The 18,077-nt window shown below is 50.3% G+C and carries 14 protein-coding genes; 9 read left to right on the top strand and 5 right to left on the bottom strand.

Annotation, left to right across the window (positions count from 1 at the left end):
- The first annotated feature begins 462 nt into the window (after nucleotides 1–462).
- The 3 genes from QEZ41_RS05800 to QEZ41_RS05790 are packed head-to-tail and all read left to right on the top strand — an operon-like array spanning nucleotide 463 to nucleotide 2,909.
- The gene (locus QEZ41_RS05800; protein ID WP_289410452.1) at nucleotides 463–1,359 is read left to right on the top strand and encodes a sugar nucleotide-binding protein; all 897 of its coding nucleotides are present in this window, start codon (nucleotides 463–465) and stop codon (nucleotides 1,357–1,359) included.
- The gene (locus QEZ41_RS05795; protein ID WP_289410451.1) at nucleotides 1,356–2,273 is read left to right on the top strand and encodes a 1-aminocyclopropane-1-carboxylate deaminase/D-cysteine desulfhydrase; all 918 of its coding nucleotides are present in this window, start codon (nucleotides 1,356–1,358) and stop codon (nucleotides 2,271–2,273) included. Before QEZ41_RS05800 ends, QEZ41_RS05795 begins: the two co-directional genes overlap by 4 nt.
- A 51-nt stretch (nucleotides 2,274–2,324) precedes the next feature.
- Nucleotides 2,325–2,909: a uracil-DNA glycosylase family protein gene (locus QEZ41_RS05790; protein WP_289410450.1), complete on the top strand. Its 585-nt coding sequence runs from the start codon at nucleotides 2,325–2,327 to the stop codon at nucleotides 2,907–2,909.
- A gap of 89 nt (nucleotides 2,910–2,998) precedes the next feature.
- Here the strand turns inward: QEZ41_RS05790 and QEZ41_RS05785 are convergent, their stop codons facing one another.
- Together QEZ41_RS05785 and glnE are read right to left on the bottom strand one after the other, a co-directional pair.
- Nucleotides 2,999–3,922 carry a branched-chain amino acid transaminase gene (locus QEZ41_RS05785; protein WP_289410449.1) on the bottom strand — a complete coding sequence of 308 codons (924 nt, stop codon included), beginning with the start codon at nucleotides 3,920–3,922 and terminating at the stop codon, nucleotides 2,999–3,001.
- 47 nt (nucleotides 3,923–3,969) lie between these two features.
- The gene (gene glnE, locus QEZ41_RS05780; RefSeq protein ID WP_289410448.1) at nucleotides 3,970–6,912 is read right to left on the bottom strand and encodes a bifunctional [glutamate--ammonia ligase]-adenylyl-L-tyrosine phosphorylase/[glutamate--ammonia-ligase] adenylyltransferase; all 2,943 of its coding nucleotides are present in this window, start codon (nucleotides 6,910–6,912) and stop codon (nucleotides 3,970–3,972) included.
- A 598-nt stretch (nucleotides 6,913–7,510) separates the two neighbouring features.
- Here glnE and aceE point away from each other — a divergent pair.
- Together aceE and aceF are read left to right on the top strand one after the other, a co-directional pair.
- Nucleotides 7,511–10,165, top strand: coding sequence for a pyruvate dehydrogenase (acetyl-transferring), homodimeric type (aceE, locus tag QEZ41_RS05775; protein WP_289410447.1), 2,655 nt, complete (start codon nucleotides 7,511–7,513; stop codon nucleotides 10,163–10,165).
- 14 nt (nucleotides 10,166–10,179) lie between these two features.
- A complete protein-coding gene (gene aceF, locus QEZ41_RS05770) occupies nucleotides 10,180–11,829 on the top strand; it encodes a dihydrolipoyllysine-residue acetyltransferase (RefSeq protein ID WP_289410446.1) in 1,650 nt (549 codons plus the stop codon).
- A 58-nt stretch (nucleotides 11,830–11,887) separates the two neighbouring features.
- Here aceF and QEZ41_RS05765 read toward each other — a convergent pair whose 3' ends face one another.
- On the bottom strand, nucleotides 11,888–12,337 hold the full coding sequence (locus QEZ41_RS05765; RefSeq protein WP_289410445.1) for a Z-ring associated ZapG family protein: 450 nt from the start codon (nucleotides 12,335–12,337) through the stop codon (nucleotides 11,888–11,890).
- Nucleotides 12,338–12,505: 168 nt separating this feature from the next.
- On the opposite strand from QEZ41_RS05765, the gene QEZ41_RS05760 reads away from it, so the two are divergent.
- Together QEZ41_RS05760 and QEZ41_RS05755 are read left to right on the top strand one after the other, a co-directional pair.
- A complete protein-coding gene (locus tag QEZ41_RS05760) occupies nucleotides 12,506–13,150 on the top strand; it encodes an alpha/beta hydrolase (RefSeq protein ID WP_289410444.1) in 645 nt (214 codons plus the stop codon).
- A 12-nt stretch (nucleotides 13,151–13,162) separates the two neighbouring features.
- Entirely contained in the window at nucleotides 13,163–14,500 is a 1,338-nt protein-coding gene (locus tag QEZ41_RS05755; RefSeq protein ID WP_289410443.1) for a tryptophan--tRNA ligase, read from the top strand.
- Between the two features lie 101 nt (nucleotides 14,501–14,601).
- Here the strand turns inward: QEZ41_RS05755 and QEZ41_RS05750 are convergent, their stop codons facing one another.
- Nucleotides 14,602–15,297, bottom strand: a complete 696-nt coding sequence (locus QEZ41_RS05750; RefSeq protein WP_289410442.1) for an energy-coupling factor ABC transporter permease — start codon at nucleotides 15,295–15,297, stop codon at nucleotides 14,602–14,604.
- 159 nt (nucleotides 15,298–15,456) lie between these two features.
- The gene (locus QEZ41_RS05745; RefSeq protein ID WP_289410441.1) at nucleotides 15,457–15,978 is read right to left on the bottom strand and encodes a GspH/FimT family pseudopilin; all 522 of its coding nucleotides are present in this window, start codon (nucleotides 15,976–15,978) and stop codon (nucleotides 15,457–15,459) included.
- Nucleotides 15,979–16,104: 126 nt separating this feature from the next.
- On the opposite strand from QEZ41_RS05745, the gene trxC reads away from it, so the two are divergent.
- Entirely contained in the window at nucleotides 16,105–16,539 is a 435-nt protein-coding gene (trxC, locus tag QEZ41_RS05740; RefSeq protein ID WP_289410440.1) for a thioredoxin TrxC, read from the top strand.
- A 128-nt stretch (nucleotides 16,540–16,667) separates the two neighbouring features.
- A complete protein-coding gene (gene argH / locus QEZ41_RS05735) occupies nucleotides 16,668–18,074 on the top strand; it encodes an argininosuccinate lyase (protein WP_289410439.1) in 1,407 nt (468 codons plus the stop codon).
- The last annotated feature ends 3 nt before the right edge of the window (nucleotides 18,075–18,077 follow it).

The following is an 18,077-nucleotide window of genomic DNA, read 5'->3' as shown; positions in this document are numbered from 1 at the left end:
ATGGCTTGAAAACGGGTGTAAATACCAAGGTTTGACATAGAGTTGATGGCAAGAGCGGGAAATGGGTTTTATTTCGCCGAGATCTTGCTAAAATGCGATTCAATGTTTGGTAGAAACAACCAGTCTTCCAATACCCGCCTTTTTTGATTTTGGGTGTTGGAGCCGCCTGAGTTGATCAGGTGCTGTCGCTGAAAGTGTCAAGATTCTATCTTTACGCTTGGCGGCTAATACTTCTAGAGTGCCTGCCCAGAAAGTTGACAATATTGGGCTTAACTTAACAGTTTTGGCTATCTTTATGATAAAAACCAATATTTTCAATGGGTTAAATGGATTCTTCACCGTTTTATGTGAACTACCGTTTTAATCCGTAATAGCAGTTGGCAGGTAAAGCACACAGGGCGCCATTGATGCAGCCCTGTGTAGGTAAAAGCTTATAAAATAGCGGCATAACAAGAGGCTGGCATGCGTTTAAGACTGGTTTTATTGGGTGCAGGCAATGCATTAGGGCAGGCGCTAATACGCCATGGCGCTGAGTGCGATATTTCTTTTCTAGCGCCACGGCCAGAGCAGGGCGTGTGGACACCTGCCAGTCTCACAGAGTTAATCGATGATGTACGTCCAGATGTGGTTATTAACCTGGCGTATTATTTTGATTGGTTTCAATTAGGTCGTGTTGTTTCAGATAAGTTTGCGCCGCAAGAGCAAGCTGTCCAGCGCTTGGCGCAACTGTGTAAGCATTACCAGTGTGTTTTGCTACAGCCCTCCAGCTACAGAGTTTTTGATGGCTATCGTGCCACAGCTTATAACGAGCAGCATGAATGTAACCCGTTGAGCCCACGGGGGCAGGCGCTTTTGCGTATGGAGCAAAGCGTACGAGCGATTTGTTCCAAGCATATAATTTTGCGTTTTGGCTGGCTGTTGGACGACAGCCTTGAGGGTATGCTTGGGCGGGTTTTACAACGTGCACAAGCGGGTGGCACTATGGAAATGGCTGATGATAGACGTGGCAATCCTACCCCTGTTGAAGATGCAGCACGGGTTATAATTGCGATTCTCAAGCAGCTGGACTGCACTGCGCCGCTGTGGGGTACTTATCAGTATGGCGGGCAAGAAGCAGCGACAACCTTAGCCGTGGCAGAAGCTATTTTGTACGAAGCGAAGGCCTGGGACTCCAGCATTAGTCAAGAAGTGATCCCGCGGCCACATGCACACTTTGAAGACGCTGCCATAGAACCCCAGCATGGCGTGCTCGATTGCAAGAAAATCACCCACACTTTCGGGGTCAAGCCAAGAGCTTGGCGCACAGGCATGGCCGAGTTGCTGGACAGTTACTATCGCAAGCTTAACGGTGCTAAGTGACGGGCGTAGTCGCAACGCAAATACAACAACTACTGACCGATTTATTGCACCAGCGTTTGCCGTGGCGCAACTACTGCCAGACCATGCCGGGTATGTGCGGTGTTGATGTGTTACGCACCGACTTAGTGCATCCGCTGTTATCAGGCAATAAAGCATTAAAATTGGCCGGTTGGTGGCAACGCTATACCAAAGGTCAGTATCAAAAAATCATCACCTTTGGCGGCCCGTACTCGAATCATTTGCATGCCACCGCAGCGTTTGCGTATGTACTGGATATTCCTTTGCTGTGCATGGTGCGTGGCTATGCCACGGCTGAATTGACGCCAACCCTGCAAGAGTGCCGTAATTGGGGTGCACAGCTGCAGTTTTTAGATCGACGCGCTTATGCGGCGCGCTATGATCTGATTTTTCAACAGCAGCTTGCTGAGCAACATCAAGCATTGGTCATTCCAGAGGGCGGTGCAGGCGTTGAAGGCGAGCTTGGTTGTCGTTCAGTGGCTGATTTTGCCCAGCATTATGATCAACTGTGGCTGGCGGCTGGTAGTGGTGCTACGGCTCAGGGTGTTGAGCAAGGTTTGCAGCAGTTGCGCGCAACAACTAATCTGGTTGTGGTTAATGTGGTGGCTGATCAGGGCGCCTTGGCGCAGCACTGGAAAGCAACAGCCGCACGTGCAGATAAAGTGCGGGTACTGGATGGGGCGCTGGGTGGTTTTGCTAAACAAACGCCTGAATTAATCGCTTTAATAAAGCGTTATGACCAGCTGGGTTTGCCGCTCGACCCTGTGTATACCGCTAAACTTGTGCACACCTTCGAACAGTATCAGCTCAGCCGCTCAGCTTCAGCGTCACAAAAAATCCTCTTGTTGCATAGTGGAGGCCTACAAGGACGTGCTGATCGTCAAGCGTACACTTAAGAAGCTAGCGGAGTCTTAGATTAGGCGTAAATCAGTAAGAGGTGGCAAGCCGTGGTTAAACTAATCCCTTTATTGCAAGAAATACGCAGCTGCCAACTATGCGCTAAGTACCTGCTTTTAGGACCAAGGCCGGTCGTACAGGCGGGTGCGCAGGCGCGCTTGTTGATTATTGGTCAAGCGCCCGGATTGCGCGTACATAAAACCGGCGTACCCTTTAATGATGCCAGTGGTAGGCGATTGCGTGAGTGGCTGCAAATAAGCGAAGAGGATTTTTACGATCCAGACAGGGTAGCCATAATGCCGATGGGCTTTTGCTATCCTGGCAAGGGTAAGAGCGGTGATCTGCCGCCGCGTCCAGAGTGCGCACCGCAATGGCATCAACCCATATTGGCTGAATTGCCGCAAATACAGCTTACTTTGTTGGTGGGTCAATACGCGCAAAAATATTATTTGCAGGATGGCTATAAAACCTTGACCGAGCGAGTGAGAAATTGGCGCGAGTTGCCTGAAAACATCCTGCCTTTGCCGCATCCTTCGCCCCGCAATCAAATCTGGCTGCATAAAAATCAATGGTTCGAGCAGGAGGTGGTTGCCGAGCTGCAGCGGCGGCTAAAAAAGATATTTTGGGAAACCTAAACAGTTAGAAGGTTGGTTTTGTTGCACAAGTGTTCAAGTCTTTAACAACCCTGCGTGCTATCCGTAATCGATAGCACGCAACAGTTGGCTTACTTCACCAATGTGCGCCACTCAGGATGGGCATCTGTTTTGCCGGTGACCAGATCAAAGTAAGCTGTTTGTAGCTGCTCGGTGATCGGGCCGCGGCTGCCACAGCCGATTTTACGACCGTCTACTTCGCGGATTGGTGTGACTTCAGCCGCTGTACCGGTAAAGAAGGCTTCGTCAGCGATGTACACTTCGTCACGGGTAATGCGCTTTTCTACGATTGGAATATTTCTTTCGCCGGCCAGCGTCAGGATAGTGTTACGGGTAATACCATTGAGGCAGGCAGTAACTTCTGGAGTGTAAATCACGCCATTTTTCACAATAAAAATATTTTCGCCTGAACCTTCAGCCACATAGCCTTCTGGATCCAGCAACAGGGCTTCATCAGCACCGCCGGAAATAGCTTCTTGCAGGGCCAGCATCGAGTTGACATAAGCACCGCTGGATTTAGCGCGAGTCATGGTGATGTTGACGTGGTGACGGGTGAAAGAACTGGTGCGGATGCGAATACCGCTTTTCAGCGCTTCGTCGCCCATATAGGCGCCCCAGTGCCAAGCGGCAATAATCACGTGTACTTTTAGGTTGTCTGCACGAATGCCCATACCTTCAGAGCCGTAGAATGCCAGTGGACGGATATAGGCGCTATTTAGCTTGTTGTCGCGTACCGCCGCGATGGTGGCAGCGTTGATTTCGTCATGGGTGTAAGGGATGTTCATGCCCATGATGTGGGCTGATTCGAATAAGCGGTCGGTGTGTGCTTGCAGACGGAAAATTGCGGGACCTTCTGGGGTCTCATAGGCGCGTACACCTTCAAAAACTCCCATGCCGTAGTGGAGTGAGTGAGTGAGTACGTGGGTGGTTGCGTTACGCCATTCAACCATCTCGCCGTCGTACCATATAAGACCATCACGATCAGCCATCGACATTTTTGTAGCTCCTGAAAATAGGTAGTAAACGAACCCCTCGTCTGGGTTTATTGACCAGACTCTGGGTGATAATTAAGTTTTAATGCGCGCCACATACGCATAACGTTATGGCGTTCACTATGGAATTGGTCACCACTCACCACGCCGCGCTGTTTTTGCAGGGCGAGGCGGTGTGCGGCTGCGCGGTAAGCCTTGTAAGCTTCCTGTAGCATGTGTACATCGTCCATGCTGAGCAGTTTGGCTGCGCCTAGCTCATCAAGAATGCGGATGTTGTCCGTGTAGGTCACGAGCTGTGGGTATTGCCATGACCAAGCTAGCACAGCATATTGCACCATAAACTCAAGATCGACAATACCACCAGCATCCTGTTTGAGATCGAAGCTAACGTCCGCGCAAAACGCGTTGTCGGCCAAGCCGCCTTGAGTAGTTGCTGTGCCATGATTATTGCGCATTTTAGCACGCATTTGGCTAACTTCTTCACGCAAATGAACCAGCTCACGCTGGCGTCCTAAAATCTGTAAGCGAACTTGTTCAAAACGCGCGGTCAGATCGCGACAGCCAGTCAGTATGCGCGCGCGGACCAATGCCTGATGTTCCCAAGTCCAAGCCTCATGTTCTTGATAACGAGCAAAGGCACTCAGTGAGTTAACCAGCAACCCAGAGTCACCACCAGGACGTAAGCGCATATCAACTTCATACAGAGCGCCTGATGTGGTGCGGGTGGTGAGCATGGAAATAAGTTTTTGTCCAAGGCGGGTATAAAATTGTGCGCCATCCATGGGGCGCGGACCATCGGTTTCAGCCAGTGGATCAGCGTCATAGAGGAACGCTAAGTCCAAGTCGGAGCCGTGACCCAGCTCGATACCGCCTAATTTGCCGTAACCGATAATCACAAAATCAAGTTCACAGGGGCTGTTGTCATAGCGTTTGGGTTGACCGTGCTTGCGCACCATGTCCTTCCAAACCAGCTTTAGTACCTGCTCCAAGATGGCTTCGGCTAACCAGGTTAGGTAATCGCTCACTTTCATCAGTGGCAATGTGCCGGCTATTTCGGAGGCAGCGACACGCAAACGGTGTGCTAATTTAAAGTGACGCAGCACGTCCATTTGTTGCTCTAAATCGTCTTCGGGGATGCGCATTAAGCGTTCGCGTAACTCGGCAGCCAATTCAGGTGCCAGGGGCGGACGGTAAAGGCGACCGGCGTTGAGTAGCTCATCGAGCAGCGCTGGAAACAATGCAAGCTGCGTGGCAATCCAAGGGCTAGCGGCGCACAGCTCAATCACACGCGAGAGTGCGCCGGGATTTTCGGTTAACAGTACTAAATAGGCGGAGCGTCGCGCCACAGCTTCAATAAGGGGGAGTACGCGTTCGAGTACCAGATCAGGCTGCTCGTGCTCAACCGCATGACATAAAAGTCGCGGCATAAAAGCATCTAAGCGTTCGCGACCGACACGCTGCATAGCGCGAACTTGGCTGCCATTGCGTAGTTGCAGCAGTCGCTGCCAAGCGGTACTGGCATCATTAAATCCAGCTTCGCTTAGTTGTTGCAAAATACTGCTTTCTTCAATGGATGCTTCCCAGACGGGTAGCCACTCGCCGCCAATATATTCTTCGTCTTCTTTGTCCGGATCGGCAATCACGTCGCGAAAGTGCTGCTCAATGATTTGTCTTTTGTTGTGCAGTTGTTGCTCAAACTCAGACCAATCTGCAAAACCCATAATGGCGGCTAAGCGGGCGCGCTCTACTTCGCTGCTGGGCAGTTGCTGGGTTTGTAGGTCGGCAATCGCTTGTAAGCCATGCTCAGTAAAACGTAAAAAACGATAGGCGTCTTTGAGTGCTACAACAGAGTCTGTCGGCATATAGCCCTGAATGGCTAGGGTGTCTAGGGTGACCAGTAGGTGTCGTTGTTGCAGGCTTAGATCGCGGCCGCCATGAATCAGTTGATAGGCTTGTGCAATAAATTCGACTTCGCGGATACCGCCTGAGCCGAGCTTAATGTTGTCGTCCATGTCCTTGCGGCGTACTTCTTGCTGGATGAGCTGTTTCATCGAGCGCAGCGCTTCAATGGCGGAGAAGTCTAGGTAACGGCGGTATACAAAGGGTTTGAGGATGTGCAGTAATTTGGCTCCGGCGCTTTGATCGCCCGCCACGACCCGTGCTTTGATCATGGCGTAGCGTTCCCAATCACGACCTTGGTTTTGATAGTACTGTTCAATGGCGGTGAAGCTAAATAACAAAGGGCCGCTGGAGCCGTAAGGGCGCAGGCGCATATCCACGCGAAAAACAAAGCCGTCCAGTGTAATGCTGTCGAGGGCTTTGATTAGTTTTTGCCCTAGGCGGGTGAAAAATTCTTGGTTATCTAGGTTACGTTTAGCGCCTTGGGTTTCGCCTGCTTCTGGGTAGGTGAAAATTAGGTCTACGTCAGAAGAAAGGTTTAGCTCGTAAGCACCCAGTTTGCCCATGCCCAGAACCACCATGTGTTGAGGTTGTTGACTGTGGCGGCCTATGGGTGTGCCGAATAGTTGGCAATGCTGTTGATAAAGCCATTGGTAGGCGGTTTCAATGCAGCTGTCGGCTAGGGCGGACAGTTCTTGGCAGGTGCCGTCGAGATCCGTTAAGCGGTTAAGTTCGCGCCAGATAATCCGCAAGTATTGGCGGTTTCTGTATTTGCGTAGTTGTTCTAAAAGGTTTGCTTCATCAAGGCTTTGTTGGGTGATTTCAGTGAGCTGTTGTTGAAAGCTATCAGGATTTTTTCCTTTGTCGAGTTCGCCTTGGTTGAGTTGATCGATGAAGTACTGGGGATCGCGGCAGGCTTGGTTAAGGACAAATTCACTTAAAGTAAAGGTTCTGATGCATTGCTCGAAAAGGGCTTGCGGCCAGTTCGGTGGGTTGATTTTTTGTTCTGCTAATGCAGTGTGCCAGCTTTGTTCGGCGTGTTGGCGCAGGGCGAATAATTGGCTGGGCAATTCGGTAAGGAGGTTGGGAATCATACTGTGCTCAAGGTCGCTGCTTGGTGGTAAAAGATACCTGAAATGAAGGGCGTTCACCATGGGTGGTAGTTGGGTTGGTGGTGTGGGTTTGTTCTGGTTTGAGTGTTGCAGTATCCGGCAGTTACTCCATAAAGACGCCGCGAGTACGTCCTTGTAGGCTCCCTGTCGCCATCCTTGGCGACAAAGGCTTTATTGCGCAACTACCGGCTGCTGTTTGGGCTGGGTTGGTGGCTTGCTGGTCTGGGTTAGTTTTCGTTTGGTTTGAGTGGTGCAGTAACCGGCAGTTACTCCATAAAGCCGCCGCGAGTACGTCCCTGTAGGCTCCCTGTCGCCCTCCTTGGCGACAGAGGCTTTATTACGCAACCGCCGGCTACTGTTTGGGCTGGGTGGGTGGCTTGCTGGTTTGTGGTGTTTTTTATGCAGCTGTCGTCAGAGACCGCTCAGCCTATTGTGCTAAAAGGGACTAGCAAAGAGGTGACTAATGCGTCATTATGTAGTAAAACTACAAAACGATAAAGGCTCGAATCAATACAATACTTCCATAAGATGTATAGTACGTAAAAAGCCTCTACCCTAGGCAGAAAGTTAGGAGTCCGCTATGCAAGATCTTGATCCAGTAGAAACCCAAGAATGGCTTGATGCACTCGAATCCGTGCAAGAGCAAGAGGGTGAAGAACGTGTGCATTACCTGTTATCACGCTTGGGCGAGTTAGCCAGTCGTGAAGGTATTCGCTTACCCCATGCAATCACTACCCCTTACCGCAACACCATTCCCGTTACTCACGAAGCCCGTATGCCGGGTGATTTGTTTATGGAGCGTCGTATTCGTTCCTTAGTACGTTGGAATGCGTTGGCGATGGTGATGCGCGCTAATATTGCTGACCCTGATTTGGGCGGGCATATCGGTACGTTTGCATCCAGCGCCACTCTATACGACATAGGCTTTAACTATTTTTTCCAAGCGCCGACTGAAGAGCATGGCGGTGACTTGATCTACTTCCAAGGCCATGCCGCGCCGGGTATTTATGCGCGCGCCTTCTTGGAAGGGCGCATTAGTGAAGAGCAGCTCGAGAATTTTCGTCGTGAAGTAGACGGCAAGGGTTTGCCTTCTTATCCACACCCCTGGTTGATGCCTGATTTCTGGCAGTTCCCGACTGTTTCTATGGGTTTGGGGCCGATTCAGGCGATTTATCAAGCGCGTTTTATGAAATACCTTGAGCATCGTGGTTTTATTCCTGCGGGCAAACAAAAAGTGTGGTGTTTCCTTGGCGATGGTGAGACTGATGAACCAGAAGCGCTTGGTGCGATCTCGCTTGCAGGTCGTGAAAAACTGGATAACCTAATTTTTGTGATTAACTGTAACTTGCAGCGTTTGGATGGTCCTGTGCGTGGTAATGGCAAGATTATGCAAGAGCTGGAAGGCAACTTCCGTGGTGCTGACTGGAACGTGTTGAAAGTGGTTTGGGGTCGTTACTGGGATCCGTTGTTTGCTAAGGACACAGACGGTGTGATGCAGCAGCGCATGGACGAAGCTTTGGATGGTGACTACCAGAACTACAAGGCCAATGACGGCGCCTTTGTGCGTAAAGACTTCTTTGGTACTGATCCACGCTTAGCGGCTTTGGTTGAAGATTTAACCGATGCTGAAATCTGGAAGCTTAACCGTGGCGGCCATGATCCATTCAAGGTGTATGCGGCTTACCATGCGGCGGTTAACCATGTTGGGCAGCCAACGGTTGTCCTCGCTAAAACCATCAAAGGTTACGGTACAGGCAGTGGCGAAGCACAGAATATTGCTCACAACGTTAAGAAGATTGATATCGATAGTCTGCGCAGTTTTAGAGACCGTTTTGCTATTCCGGTGGATGACGATGAATTAGAGAAACTGCCTTTTTACCGTCCAGCCGACGATAGTGCGGAAATTAAATACTTGCAGAAGGCGCGTAGCAAGTTAGGTGGCTATGTGCCCCAGCGTCGTCAGCGTAGTATGAGCATTCCCGCTCCGTCACTGGATACATTGAAAGCTATTTTAGATGGCAGCGGCGATCGTGAAGTGTCCACCACCATGGTGTTCGTGCGCATTCTCGCGCAGCTGTTAAAAGACAAAGACCTTGGTAGTCGTATTGTGCCGATTGTGCCGGATGAGGCGCGTACCTTCGGTATGGAGGGTTTGTTCCGTCAGCTAGGAATTTATTCAGCAGTGGGGCAGTTGTACCAGCCGGTGGATAAAGGCCAGGTGATGTACTACAAGGAAGATGTCAAAGGGCAACTGCTGGAAGAGGGTATTACCGAAGCCGGCGCGATGTCCTCGTGGATTGCTGCAGCGACTTCATACAGTCATCATAACCAGCCGATGCTGCCGTTCTATGCGTTTTATTCCATGTTTGGTTTCCAGCGGATTGGCGACTTGGCTTGGGCAGCGGGTGATATCCGCGCGCGTGGTTTCTTGATGGGCGGTACGGCAGGGCGCACAACCCTGAACGGTGAAGGCTTACAGCACGAAGACGGTCACAGTCATATTTTGGCGGGCACTATTCCAAACTGTCATACCTACGATCCGGCTTACGGTTACGAAATGGCGGTGATTATCCGCGAAGGGATTTATCAGATGGTTGAGCAGCAAAAAGACTGCTTCTACTACATTACCATGATGAATGAGTCCTATCAGCAGCCAGCGATGCCACAGCGTGAGCATATTGAGCGCGATATCATTCGCGGAATGTACTTGCTAGAAGAAGATAAGCGTAAGAGCGAGCTACATGTGCAGTTATTGGGTAGTGGCACTATCTTGCGCGAAGTGCAGGCTGCCGCACAAATTCTACGTAATGATTTTGGCGTTGGCGCTGATGTTTGGAGTGTAACCAGCTTCAACGAGCTGCGCCGTGACGGTCTGGACGTGGAGCGCTGGAACAGGTTGCATCCGCGCGAAGAGCCGCGCTTGAGTCATATTGAGGTCTGCTTGCATGAGCGTCGTGGTCCTGTAGTGGCTTCGACTGACTACATGAAGCTCTATGCCGACCAAGTACGCCAATGGGTGCCGCAAAACACCTATAAAGTGCTGGGTACGGACGGTTTTGGCCGCAGTGATACGCGCAAAAAACTGCGTGACTTCTTTGAGGTCGACCGCTACTGGGTCACTTTGGCGGCACTAGAAGGCTTGGTCAAAGAAGGGCAGTTGGATGTGCAGGTGCTGGAAGATGCTATGACTAAATACGGTATCGATGCTAATAAACCCAACCCGCTAGACTGCTAAGGAGGACAATAGCGATGACTACAGAATTAATTCGCGTTCCCGATATTGGCACGGGCGAGGGTGAGGTTATTGAGATCCTCGTCAATGTTGGTGATGCCATCGAAGCCGAGCAGGGGTTATTAACCTTGGAGTCGGATAAAGCCAGTATGGAAATTCCCGCGCCTAAAGCTGGGATTGTCAAAAACATTAAAATTAAGCTGGGTGACCGTTTAAAAGAAGGCGATGCGCTGCTTGAACTGGAAATAGATAGCCAAGCAGTTGACAGTTCGGCTGCGAGCTCAGCGGCTGTAGCTGACGAAGCGCCAGAACCCTCTGCAGAGAGTGCAGTGGTTTCTCAGCAGGTGGCAGATATTCTTAAAACGCAACACGGTGTCACCACTGAAAGTGGTGCGTGCATTAAAGAAGTGAAAGTGCCTGATATTGGCTCTGCTGAAAAAGCCCAGGTTATTGAATTGCTGATTGCTGTTGGCGATCAGGTAACAGAGGAGCAATCTCTGCTTACGCTTGAGTCGGACAAAGCCAGCATGGAAATTCCTTCACCTGCTAGTGGTGAAGTGATTGAGGTGTTGGCTAAACTCAATAGCGAAGTAACCGAAGGCGACTTGATTTGCCGCATTCGTATGGAGCAGGAAGTTTGCGATGTGCTGCAAGCCAGTGTTACTCAGCCTGAGTCAGCACCTGTTACGGAGCAGCTGGTTGATGGTGGTCCCGTTTCGGTAGCACCAGCCAGCCAGCCGAGTAAGCCCGCCAAACAAAGCGGCCCTGTGCATGCAGGTCCTGCAGTGCGCAAGTTGGCGCGTGAGCTTGGTGTAGACTTGTCACAAGTCAGTGCAACAGGCCCACACCAGCGAATAGTCAAAGAAGACGTTCAGCTGTATGTGAAAACTAGACTCAGCACGCCTGACGCGCCCCAAAATATGCAGGGCAACGGCATTATGCCGATCCCAGCGGTTGACTTTAGCCGCTTTGGTGAGACAACAACTGCACCGATGACACGCTTACAGCAGCTTGGTGCGGAAAATTTGCACCGCAGTTGGTTGAACGTACCGCATGTTACTCACTTTGAGTCCGCAGATATTACCGAGCTGGAGGCCTTTCGAATCACGCAGAAAGCGGTGGCTGAAAAAGCAGGCACTAAACTTACAGTACTGCCTTTTCTTCTCAAGGCTTGCGCTTATATGCTGAAAGAGATGCCTGAGTTTAATAGCTCGCTGGCACCTAACGGCAAAGAGCTGATCATGAAGAAGTACGTCCATCTAGGCTTTGCGGTGGATACGCCGGATGGCCTATTGGTGCCGGTAATTCGTGATGTAGACCAAAAGAGTCTGTTACAACTAGCGATTGAAGCGGCTGACTTGGCAGACAAAGCGCGCAATAAAAAGCTCAGTGCAGAACAAATGCAGGGTGGCTGTTTTACTATTTCTAGTTTGGGGCATATTGGCGGTACTGGCTTTACGCCGATTGTGAACACGCCAGAAGTGGCCATTCTAGGAGTGTCGCGTGCGACCATGCAGCCCGTGTGGGATGGAAAGGATTTTGCTCCGCGACTGATGTTGCCGTTGTCGCTCTCCTATGATCACCGCGTCATTAACGGTGCTGCTGCAGCGCGCTTTAGCAGAAGGCTGAGCGACTTGTTAGCGGAAATACGTAGCTTATTGCTCTAAAAACTAAGCTTGCCAAGGAGGTAATTATTCCTTGGCAAGCTGTTTTTTAACCCATAACTTATTTGGCTTTACCAAAGTTTTCATCTAGCGTGCCAGGCTCACCTTCAGCCTTGGGCGCGTAATCTCTAGGTGGTTCCGGCGGCAACTCTTCTTTTTTACTTGACTTACTGGGTGCTGAAATGCGCTCTTTTACTGAGCCATCAGTCAAGCAAGCCAACAACCTTTCACGTGACTGCTCATCTATCGCCAATCGTTCGGCTGAATGCAACATATGCTCCTGCACATTCTGATAACTTTCCGTTAACTTGCTAATCAGCTCAGCGGTGGTGCTGAAGTTGCTGATCACTTCGTTTTGATAGCTATCAAAGCGTTCTTGCAAATCGCTCAGCTGGCTTTGTGTGCTTTTCGGTGATGAGGCTTGCAGTATCCGTGCTAAAATAACGCCGATAATAATGCCGCCAACTAAAGTAAGGGTGGGTATTAACCAGATAGGTAGTGAGTTTTCCACGGGATAGTTTCCTAAGCAAAAAACAGTGTAGTTAAATGAAATCTTACAATAACGCTTTGCTCGGCTAGCGCCGATGAGCCAGTCTTTATTGACGGATTCCTAGTTGAGGTTGTGCAGATAATACCCGCAACTACAGCAAATTACATGAATAAAGTCACGGAGTAAGTATTGTTAGTACGTGAAGAAAGACTAATGGTTCCCGGTCCAGTTGGGGACTTGGAAGCCATGTATTTAAATAACGACAGCGCGCAAGGCATTGCGCTGCTCTGCCACCCGAACCCTACTCAAGGCGGAACCATGCTTAATAAAGTGGTTTCCACCATGCAGCGCACAGCTCGGGATCAGGGTTTGGCCACGCTGCGCTTTAATTATCGTGGTACAGGTAAAAGTGCAGGCGCCCATGATATGAAGTCTGGCGAAGTGGATGATGCTGAAGCCATGCTAGACTGGCTGCGGCAACGCCATCCTGACGCGCCGATTTATTTGTTTGGTTTTTCCTTTGGCGGTTTTGTGGCGGCCAGCTTATCTGGACGCTTGCAGCTGCGCGGCATTAAACTAGCACATCTGTGTATAGTGGCCCCAGCCGTAACCCGTCTACAATCACCGCACAGAATTAGCAGCGATGGATTGTTGACGATTATACAGCCGCAGGATGATGAGGTGATTGAACCTGAACAGGTGTATCAATGGGCTGAGCAGCTTTCGCGTAGCCATCAGTTGCATAAAGTGCCGCACAGTGGGCATTTTTTTCATGGCAAACTAGTTGAGCTAAAAGAGATTATTTTGCAGCAGGTTTTTGCTGCGCAGTTATAAGAAATCAAAATAATGAAAACAAGAGTATTAACAGGTATTACCACGACAGGAACACCGCATTTAGGTAACTATGCCGGCGCTATTCGCCCTGCTATTACGGCCAGTAAAGCGGCTGATGTGGAGTCATTTTATTTTCTGGCCGACTACCACTCCCTAATTAAGTGTGATGATCCAGCGCGTATTCAGCAGTCGCGTTTAGAGGTGGCGGCAACCTGGCTAGCCGGTGGGCTGGATACACAGCGCGCTACTTTTTATAGTCAGTCCGATATACCGGAAATTCCCGAATTGACTTGGTTGCTAAGTTGCATTGCGGCAAAAGGCTTGTTGAACCGCGCGCATGCGTATAAAGCTGCTGTGGATCAGAATACCGCTGCCGGTGAAGATCCTGACGCGGGCATTACCATGGGGTTGTACAGTTATCCCGTGTTAATGGCGGCTGATATTTTGCTCTTTAATGCCAATCGCGTGCCGGTAGGGCGTGATCAGATTCAGCATGTGGAAATGGCGCGTGATATTGGTCAGCGTTTTAACCATTTGTTTGGTCAGGGGCAAGATTTTTTTGTCATGCCAGAGGCGGTTATTGAAGAGGATGTCGCGACTTTACCGGGTCTAGATGGGCGGAAAATGTCCAAGAGTTACAACAACACCATTCCATTGTTTTCTTCAGCGAAGGAGCTAAAGACGGCTATTGCGGGAATTGTTACCGACTCAAAGTTACCGGGTGAGGCTAAGGACGCGGATAACTCGCATTTGTTTACGCTGTATCAAGCCTTTGCCAGTCGTGAACAAAGTGCGCAGATGCGCGCGGATTTGTTGGATGGCTTGGCTTGGGGTGAGGCTAAACAACGCTTATTTGAACAGTTGAACGCTGAGCTAAGTGAGCCGCGTGAGCGTTACCACCAGCTTATTAGCAAGCCGCATGAGTTGGAGGAAATTCTGCAAGCTGGCGCAGCGAAGGCGCGTAAGATTGCCACGCCTTTTATGGCGCAGTTACGGGATGCCGTGGGTTTGCGCAGCTTTAGTCAGGTTCAGGTTGCTGAGCCGATAAGTAAAAAGAAAGCAAAGAAAACCCCTCGCATCGTCAGCTTCCGCGATGAGCAGGGTTTTCGCTTTCGCGTGCTGGATGCGCAAGGTGTGGCTGTGTTGTTATCCGTAGCCTTTGCCGATGGACGCAGTGCAGGTCAAGCGCTTAAAGCATTACAGGCAGGTGAAGCCGATCTGCTGGTGGTTGAGCAACAAGTTCAAGCGCTGCAAGCCGGAGAGTTAATCGCCCAGAGTGAGAGCTACGCCAGTGTGGCGCAAGCTGAACAGGCACTTGCCTCTGTACAGCAGGCCATGGCTGCCGACTAAATCGGTACTTGTAGGAGCGTTTTTTTAAAGCGTGATTGGTATCGGTCAGTAACAGCTAGATTTAGACTGGTTGTTACTGCATCACACAAAAACTGCGCTTCTTAACGCTTGTTGTCAGAATTTTGCTCCTTCCAAGGCGCTTGAAAATAGCGGCTGCGGTTAAAGGTTTCGAGCCATTCGGGTTGATACACCACGAGCGCGCTAATGGCTGTGCCGTTGATAAAGGCTTCAGGGAAGACCACCATGATGACCAAGGCGTAGAAGTCTTCTAGCCATGGAGGGAAGTCAAAAAGGCCGTTGCTCAGTATCACCAAAAAACCCAATGCCGCACAGACTGCAGCTGTAAGAGCGGCGGGAAAAAAGCACGAGCAAAAAATATATACAAAAAGGTTTTCAGGACGAAAACGCTCAACCCAGCGTGCTGCCAACTCAGTAATCGCAACAGGCACAATGACCAGCAGCAAACCATTAACGCCAAGGGCGAGTAGCTCAGGCTTGCCAAAGGCGACCAAAACCAGTTGAGCAAATAAGCCCGATAACACAGCCAGCGGCCAGCCAAGTAACAGGGTTACAGCCGTCATGCCAATAAAGTGTACGGAAATACCGCTGGGGAAGTCGCGTCTGAGCAGCCACAACGCGCAAAGCACAATAACCGTACCAAAAAGCAGGTGTTGGCGGCGGCTATCGCTAAACAGCTCAACCCAGGGGGTTTTCCAGATAGCGATTAATAACAGCGGGGCGTAGAGCAGCCAGCCAATCCACAGGCTGAACTCTGTTAGCAGCATGCTGGCGATCATATGTGCCTTCCTTTGGTTAGAGTGTGCAAACAGAAATGACATCTCGTCTGCTTAGCGTAGCAGAGTTGCGCCTCGGTTGCAGGTTGGTCAAGCGGGCTAGGGCGGCACTGATTTTAGCATTGATTTGTGTTCTTAAGTGTGCGACTTAGACGCACAAGCTTATAGGCAGCGCCGATCTTCGTTTCTATTTTCTTGCTCGGTGGCTCGTCTTAAACGACCTTGGCGGTTTAAAACTAGCTGCCAGTCTATTTGTTGTTTACGGCAAACAAAAAAACGCCCGTTGCTGGCGCTACTCAAACCTGAATTATGAAAAATAATACGCTGCTGGAATCCTGCCCACTGCAGCTTTAGCTCAGGTTCATCGAGTGAGTTAATGTGCAGCGGTGTATTTTGACTCGCAGTGTCTGCGGCAGCCTCGCGAATTAGCCAGCCTTTTGACCAGTCGCTGTGACAGTGGTTTTGGTCTAATGAACCGCATAATTCAGTTTTAATTCTATGCGTAACCGCCATTGAGCGCGCATGATGGATTGCGCTTTCAACGCTGTGCATGAGCGCTTGTGAGCGGTTTTTGCTAATAAATTCCTGCCAAGCTGGCAGGGCGATTTGAGCCATAATGGCGAGTAAGGCAATGGTTATCAGTAGCTCAGTCAGGGTAAAGCCTGTTTGTGTAGTGCGCTGCATAATGTAGCCTCCATGCTGATGTAGCGATCCTTCTTGTGTAAATATAGACCGTCACAAAAGGGTTGCTTGAAAAGCGCAGAGCAGGCTTACTATGCCAAAGAGTAAATTGTTAAAGGAGGCTGGATTATGTCCGCAACCGTTATTATTCCCTGTGCACATTGCGACTCATTAAATCGCGTGCCACAGGAGCGTTTAGCCGATACGCCCAAATGCGGTGTGTGTAATAAAACAGTGCTGAGCGTTAAGCCAATTGACTTAACCGCGGCAAGTTTCGCCAAGCAAATTAAGGGTGATATGCCTGTATTGGTGGATGTATGGGCGGGTTGGTGTGGCCCATGTCGCCAGTTTGCACCGACATTTGCGCAAGCAGCCGAGCAGCTGCAGGGTCAGTGTCGTTTTGCCAAGATTGATAGCGAGGCTGAGCAAGGCTTGGCAGGTCAGTTGAATGTACGCTCCATTCCGAGTTTGATTTTATTTAAAAACGGCAAAGAAATTGCTCGGCAAAACGGTGCTATGGCTTTACCAAAACTGCTGTTTTGGTTGAATAAGCACGGAATATAAATCTTGTTCGCCGCAGATTAGCGTAGTTAACCCGCGTATAAACAAGCTGGCGACCATAACGCATACTCGCGCTTGCCGTGCATCCTGCTATCATAGGCGCATGTTATTAAACCTTGCTGGATGATTTTATGAGCAGTGAAAAAACCAACCAATCTTGGGGTGGCCGTTTTAGCGAGCCGGTCGATGCCTTTGTAGCTCGTTTTACCGCGTCGGTCGATTTTGATAAACGTTTATACAAGCACGATATTATGGGATCCTTGGCGCATGCCAAGATGCTGACTCAGGTTGGCGTGCTGAGCGAACCTGAGCTTAAAGCGATTGAGGACGGCTTAACCGCCATCCAGCAGGAAATCGAAGCGGGCGAGTTTGACTGGCGTGTCGACCTAGAAGACGTGCACATGAATATCGAGGCGCGCCTCACTGAGCGTATCGGGATTACGGGTAAAAAACTGCATACCGGGCGCAGTCGTAATGACCAAGTAGCGACCGATATTCGCCTGTGGTTGCGAGATGAAATTGATCAAATATTAGCGGAAATCACCCGCCTGCAAGAAGGCTTGTTGGGCTTGGCCGAGGCTGAAGCTGATACCGTCATGCCCGGTTTTACCCATTTGCAAACCGCCCAGCCGGTGACCTTTGGTCATCATCTGATGGCGTGGTTTGAAATGCTATCGCGTGACTATGAACGTTTAGTAGACTGCCGCAAGCGTACTAACAGCATGCCTTTAGGCAGTGCTGCTCTGGCAGGAACGACCTATCCGATTGACCGCGCTCTTACTTGTGAGCTGCTGGGGTTTGAAGCCATTTCCGGCAACTCGTTGGATGGCGTGTCGGATCGTGATTTTGCTATTGAGTTTTGTGCCGCCGCCAGCATAGCTATGATGCACATGTCGCGCTTTTCAGAAGAGTTGGTGATGTGGGCTTCAGCGCAGTTTCGTTTTATTGACTTGCCGGATCGTTTTTGCACCGGCAGCTCGATTATGCCGCAAAAGAAAAATCCAGATGTGCCCGAGTTAATTCGTGGCAAAACGGGTCGTGTCTTTGGTGCGCTGGTGGGTCTGTTAACCCTGATGAAAGGTCAGCCGCTGGCTTACAACAAAGACAACCAAGAAGACAAAGAACCTTTGTTTGATGCCGCGGATACGTTGCGCGATAGTTTGCGTGCTTTTGCCGATATGGTGCCCGCGATCAAACCTAGGCGCGAGTTTATGAGAGAAGCTGCGTTGCGTGGTTTCTCTACCGCAACAGACTTGGCCGACTATTTGGTGGGCAAGGGTCTGCCTTTTCGTGATTGCCATGAAATTGTTGGTTTGGCCGTGCGTTATGGTGTGGATCAGGAAAAAGATTTAGCAGAAATGAGTCTAGAAGAACTGCGCCAGTTTAGTGAACATATTACTGAAGATGTGTTTGCGGTGCTGACGTTGGAAGGTTCAGTGAATGCACGCGACCATATTGGTGGTACGGCACCGGCGCAGGTGCGCAAGGCTGTAGCGCGTGGGCGTGAGCTGATAGCGGCACGCTATAGCAATCGCTAAGTC

Origin of the sequence: Thiopseudomonas acetoxidans (assembly GCF_030362935.1) — a bacterium.
In the GTDB taxonomy this organism is placed as follows: domain Bacteria; phylum Pseudomonadota; class Gammaproteobacteria; order Pseudomonadales; family Pseudomonadaceae; genus Thiopseudomonas; species Thiopseudomonas acetoxidans.
The sequence above is the reverse complement of the archived record's forward strand: the minus strand, read 5'-3'. Positions and strand labels throughout refer to the sequence as shown.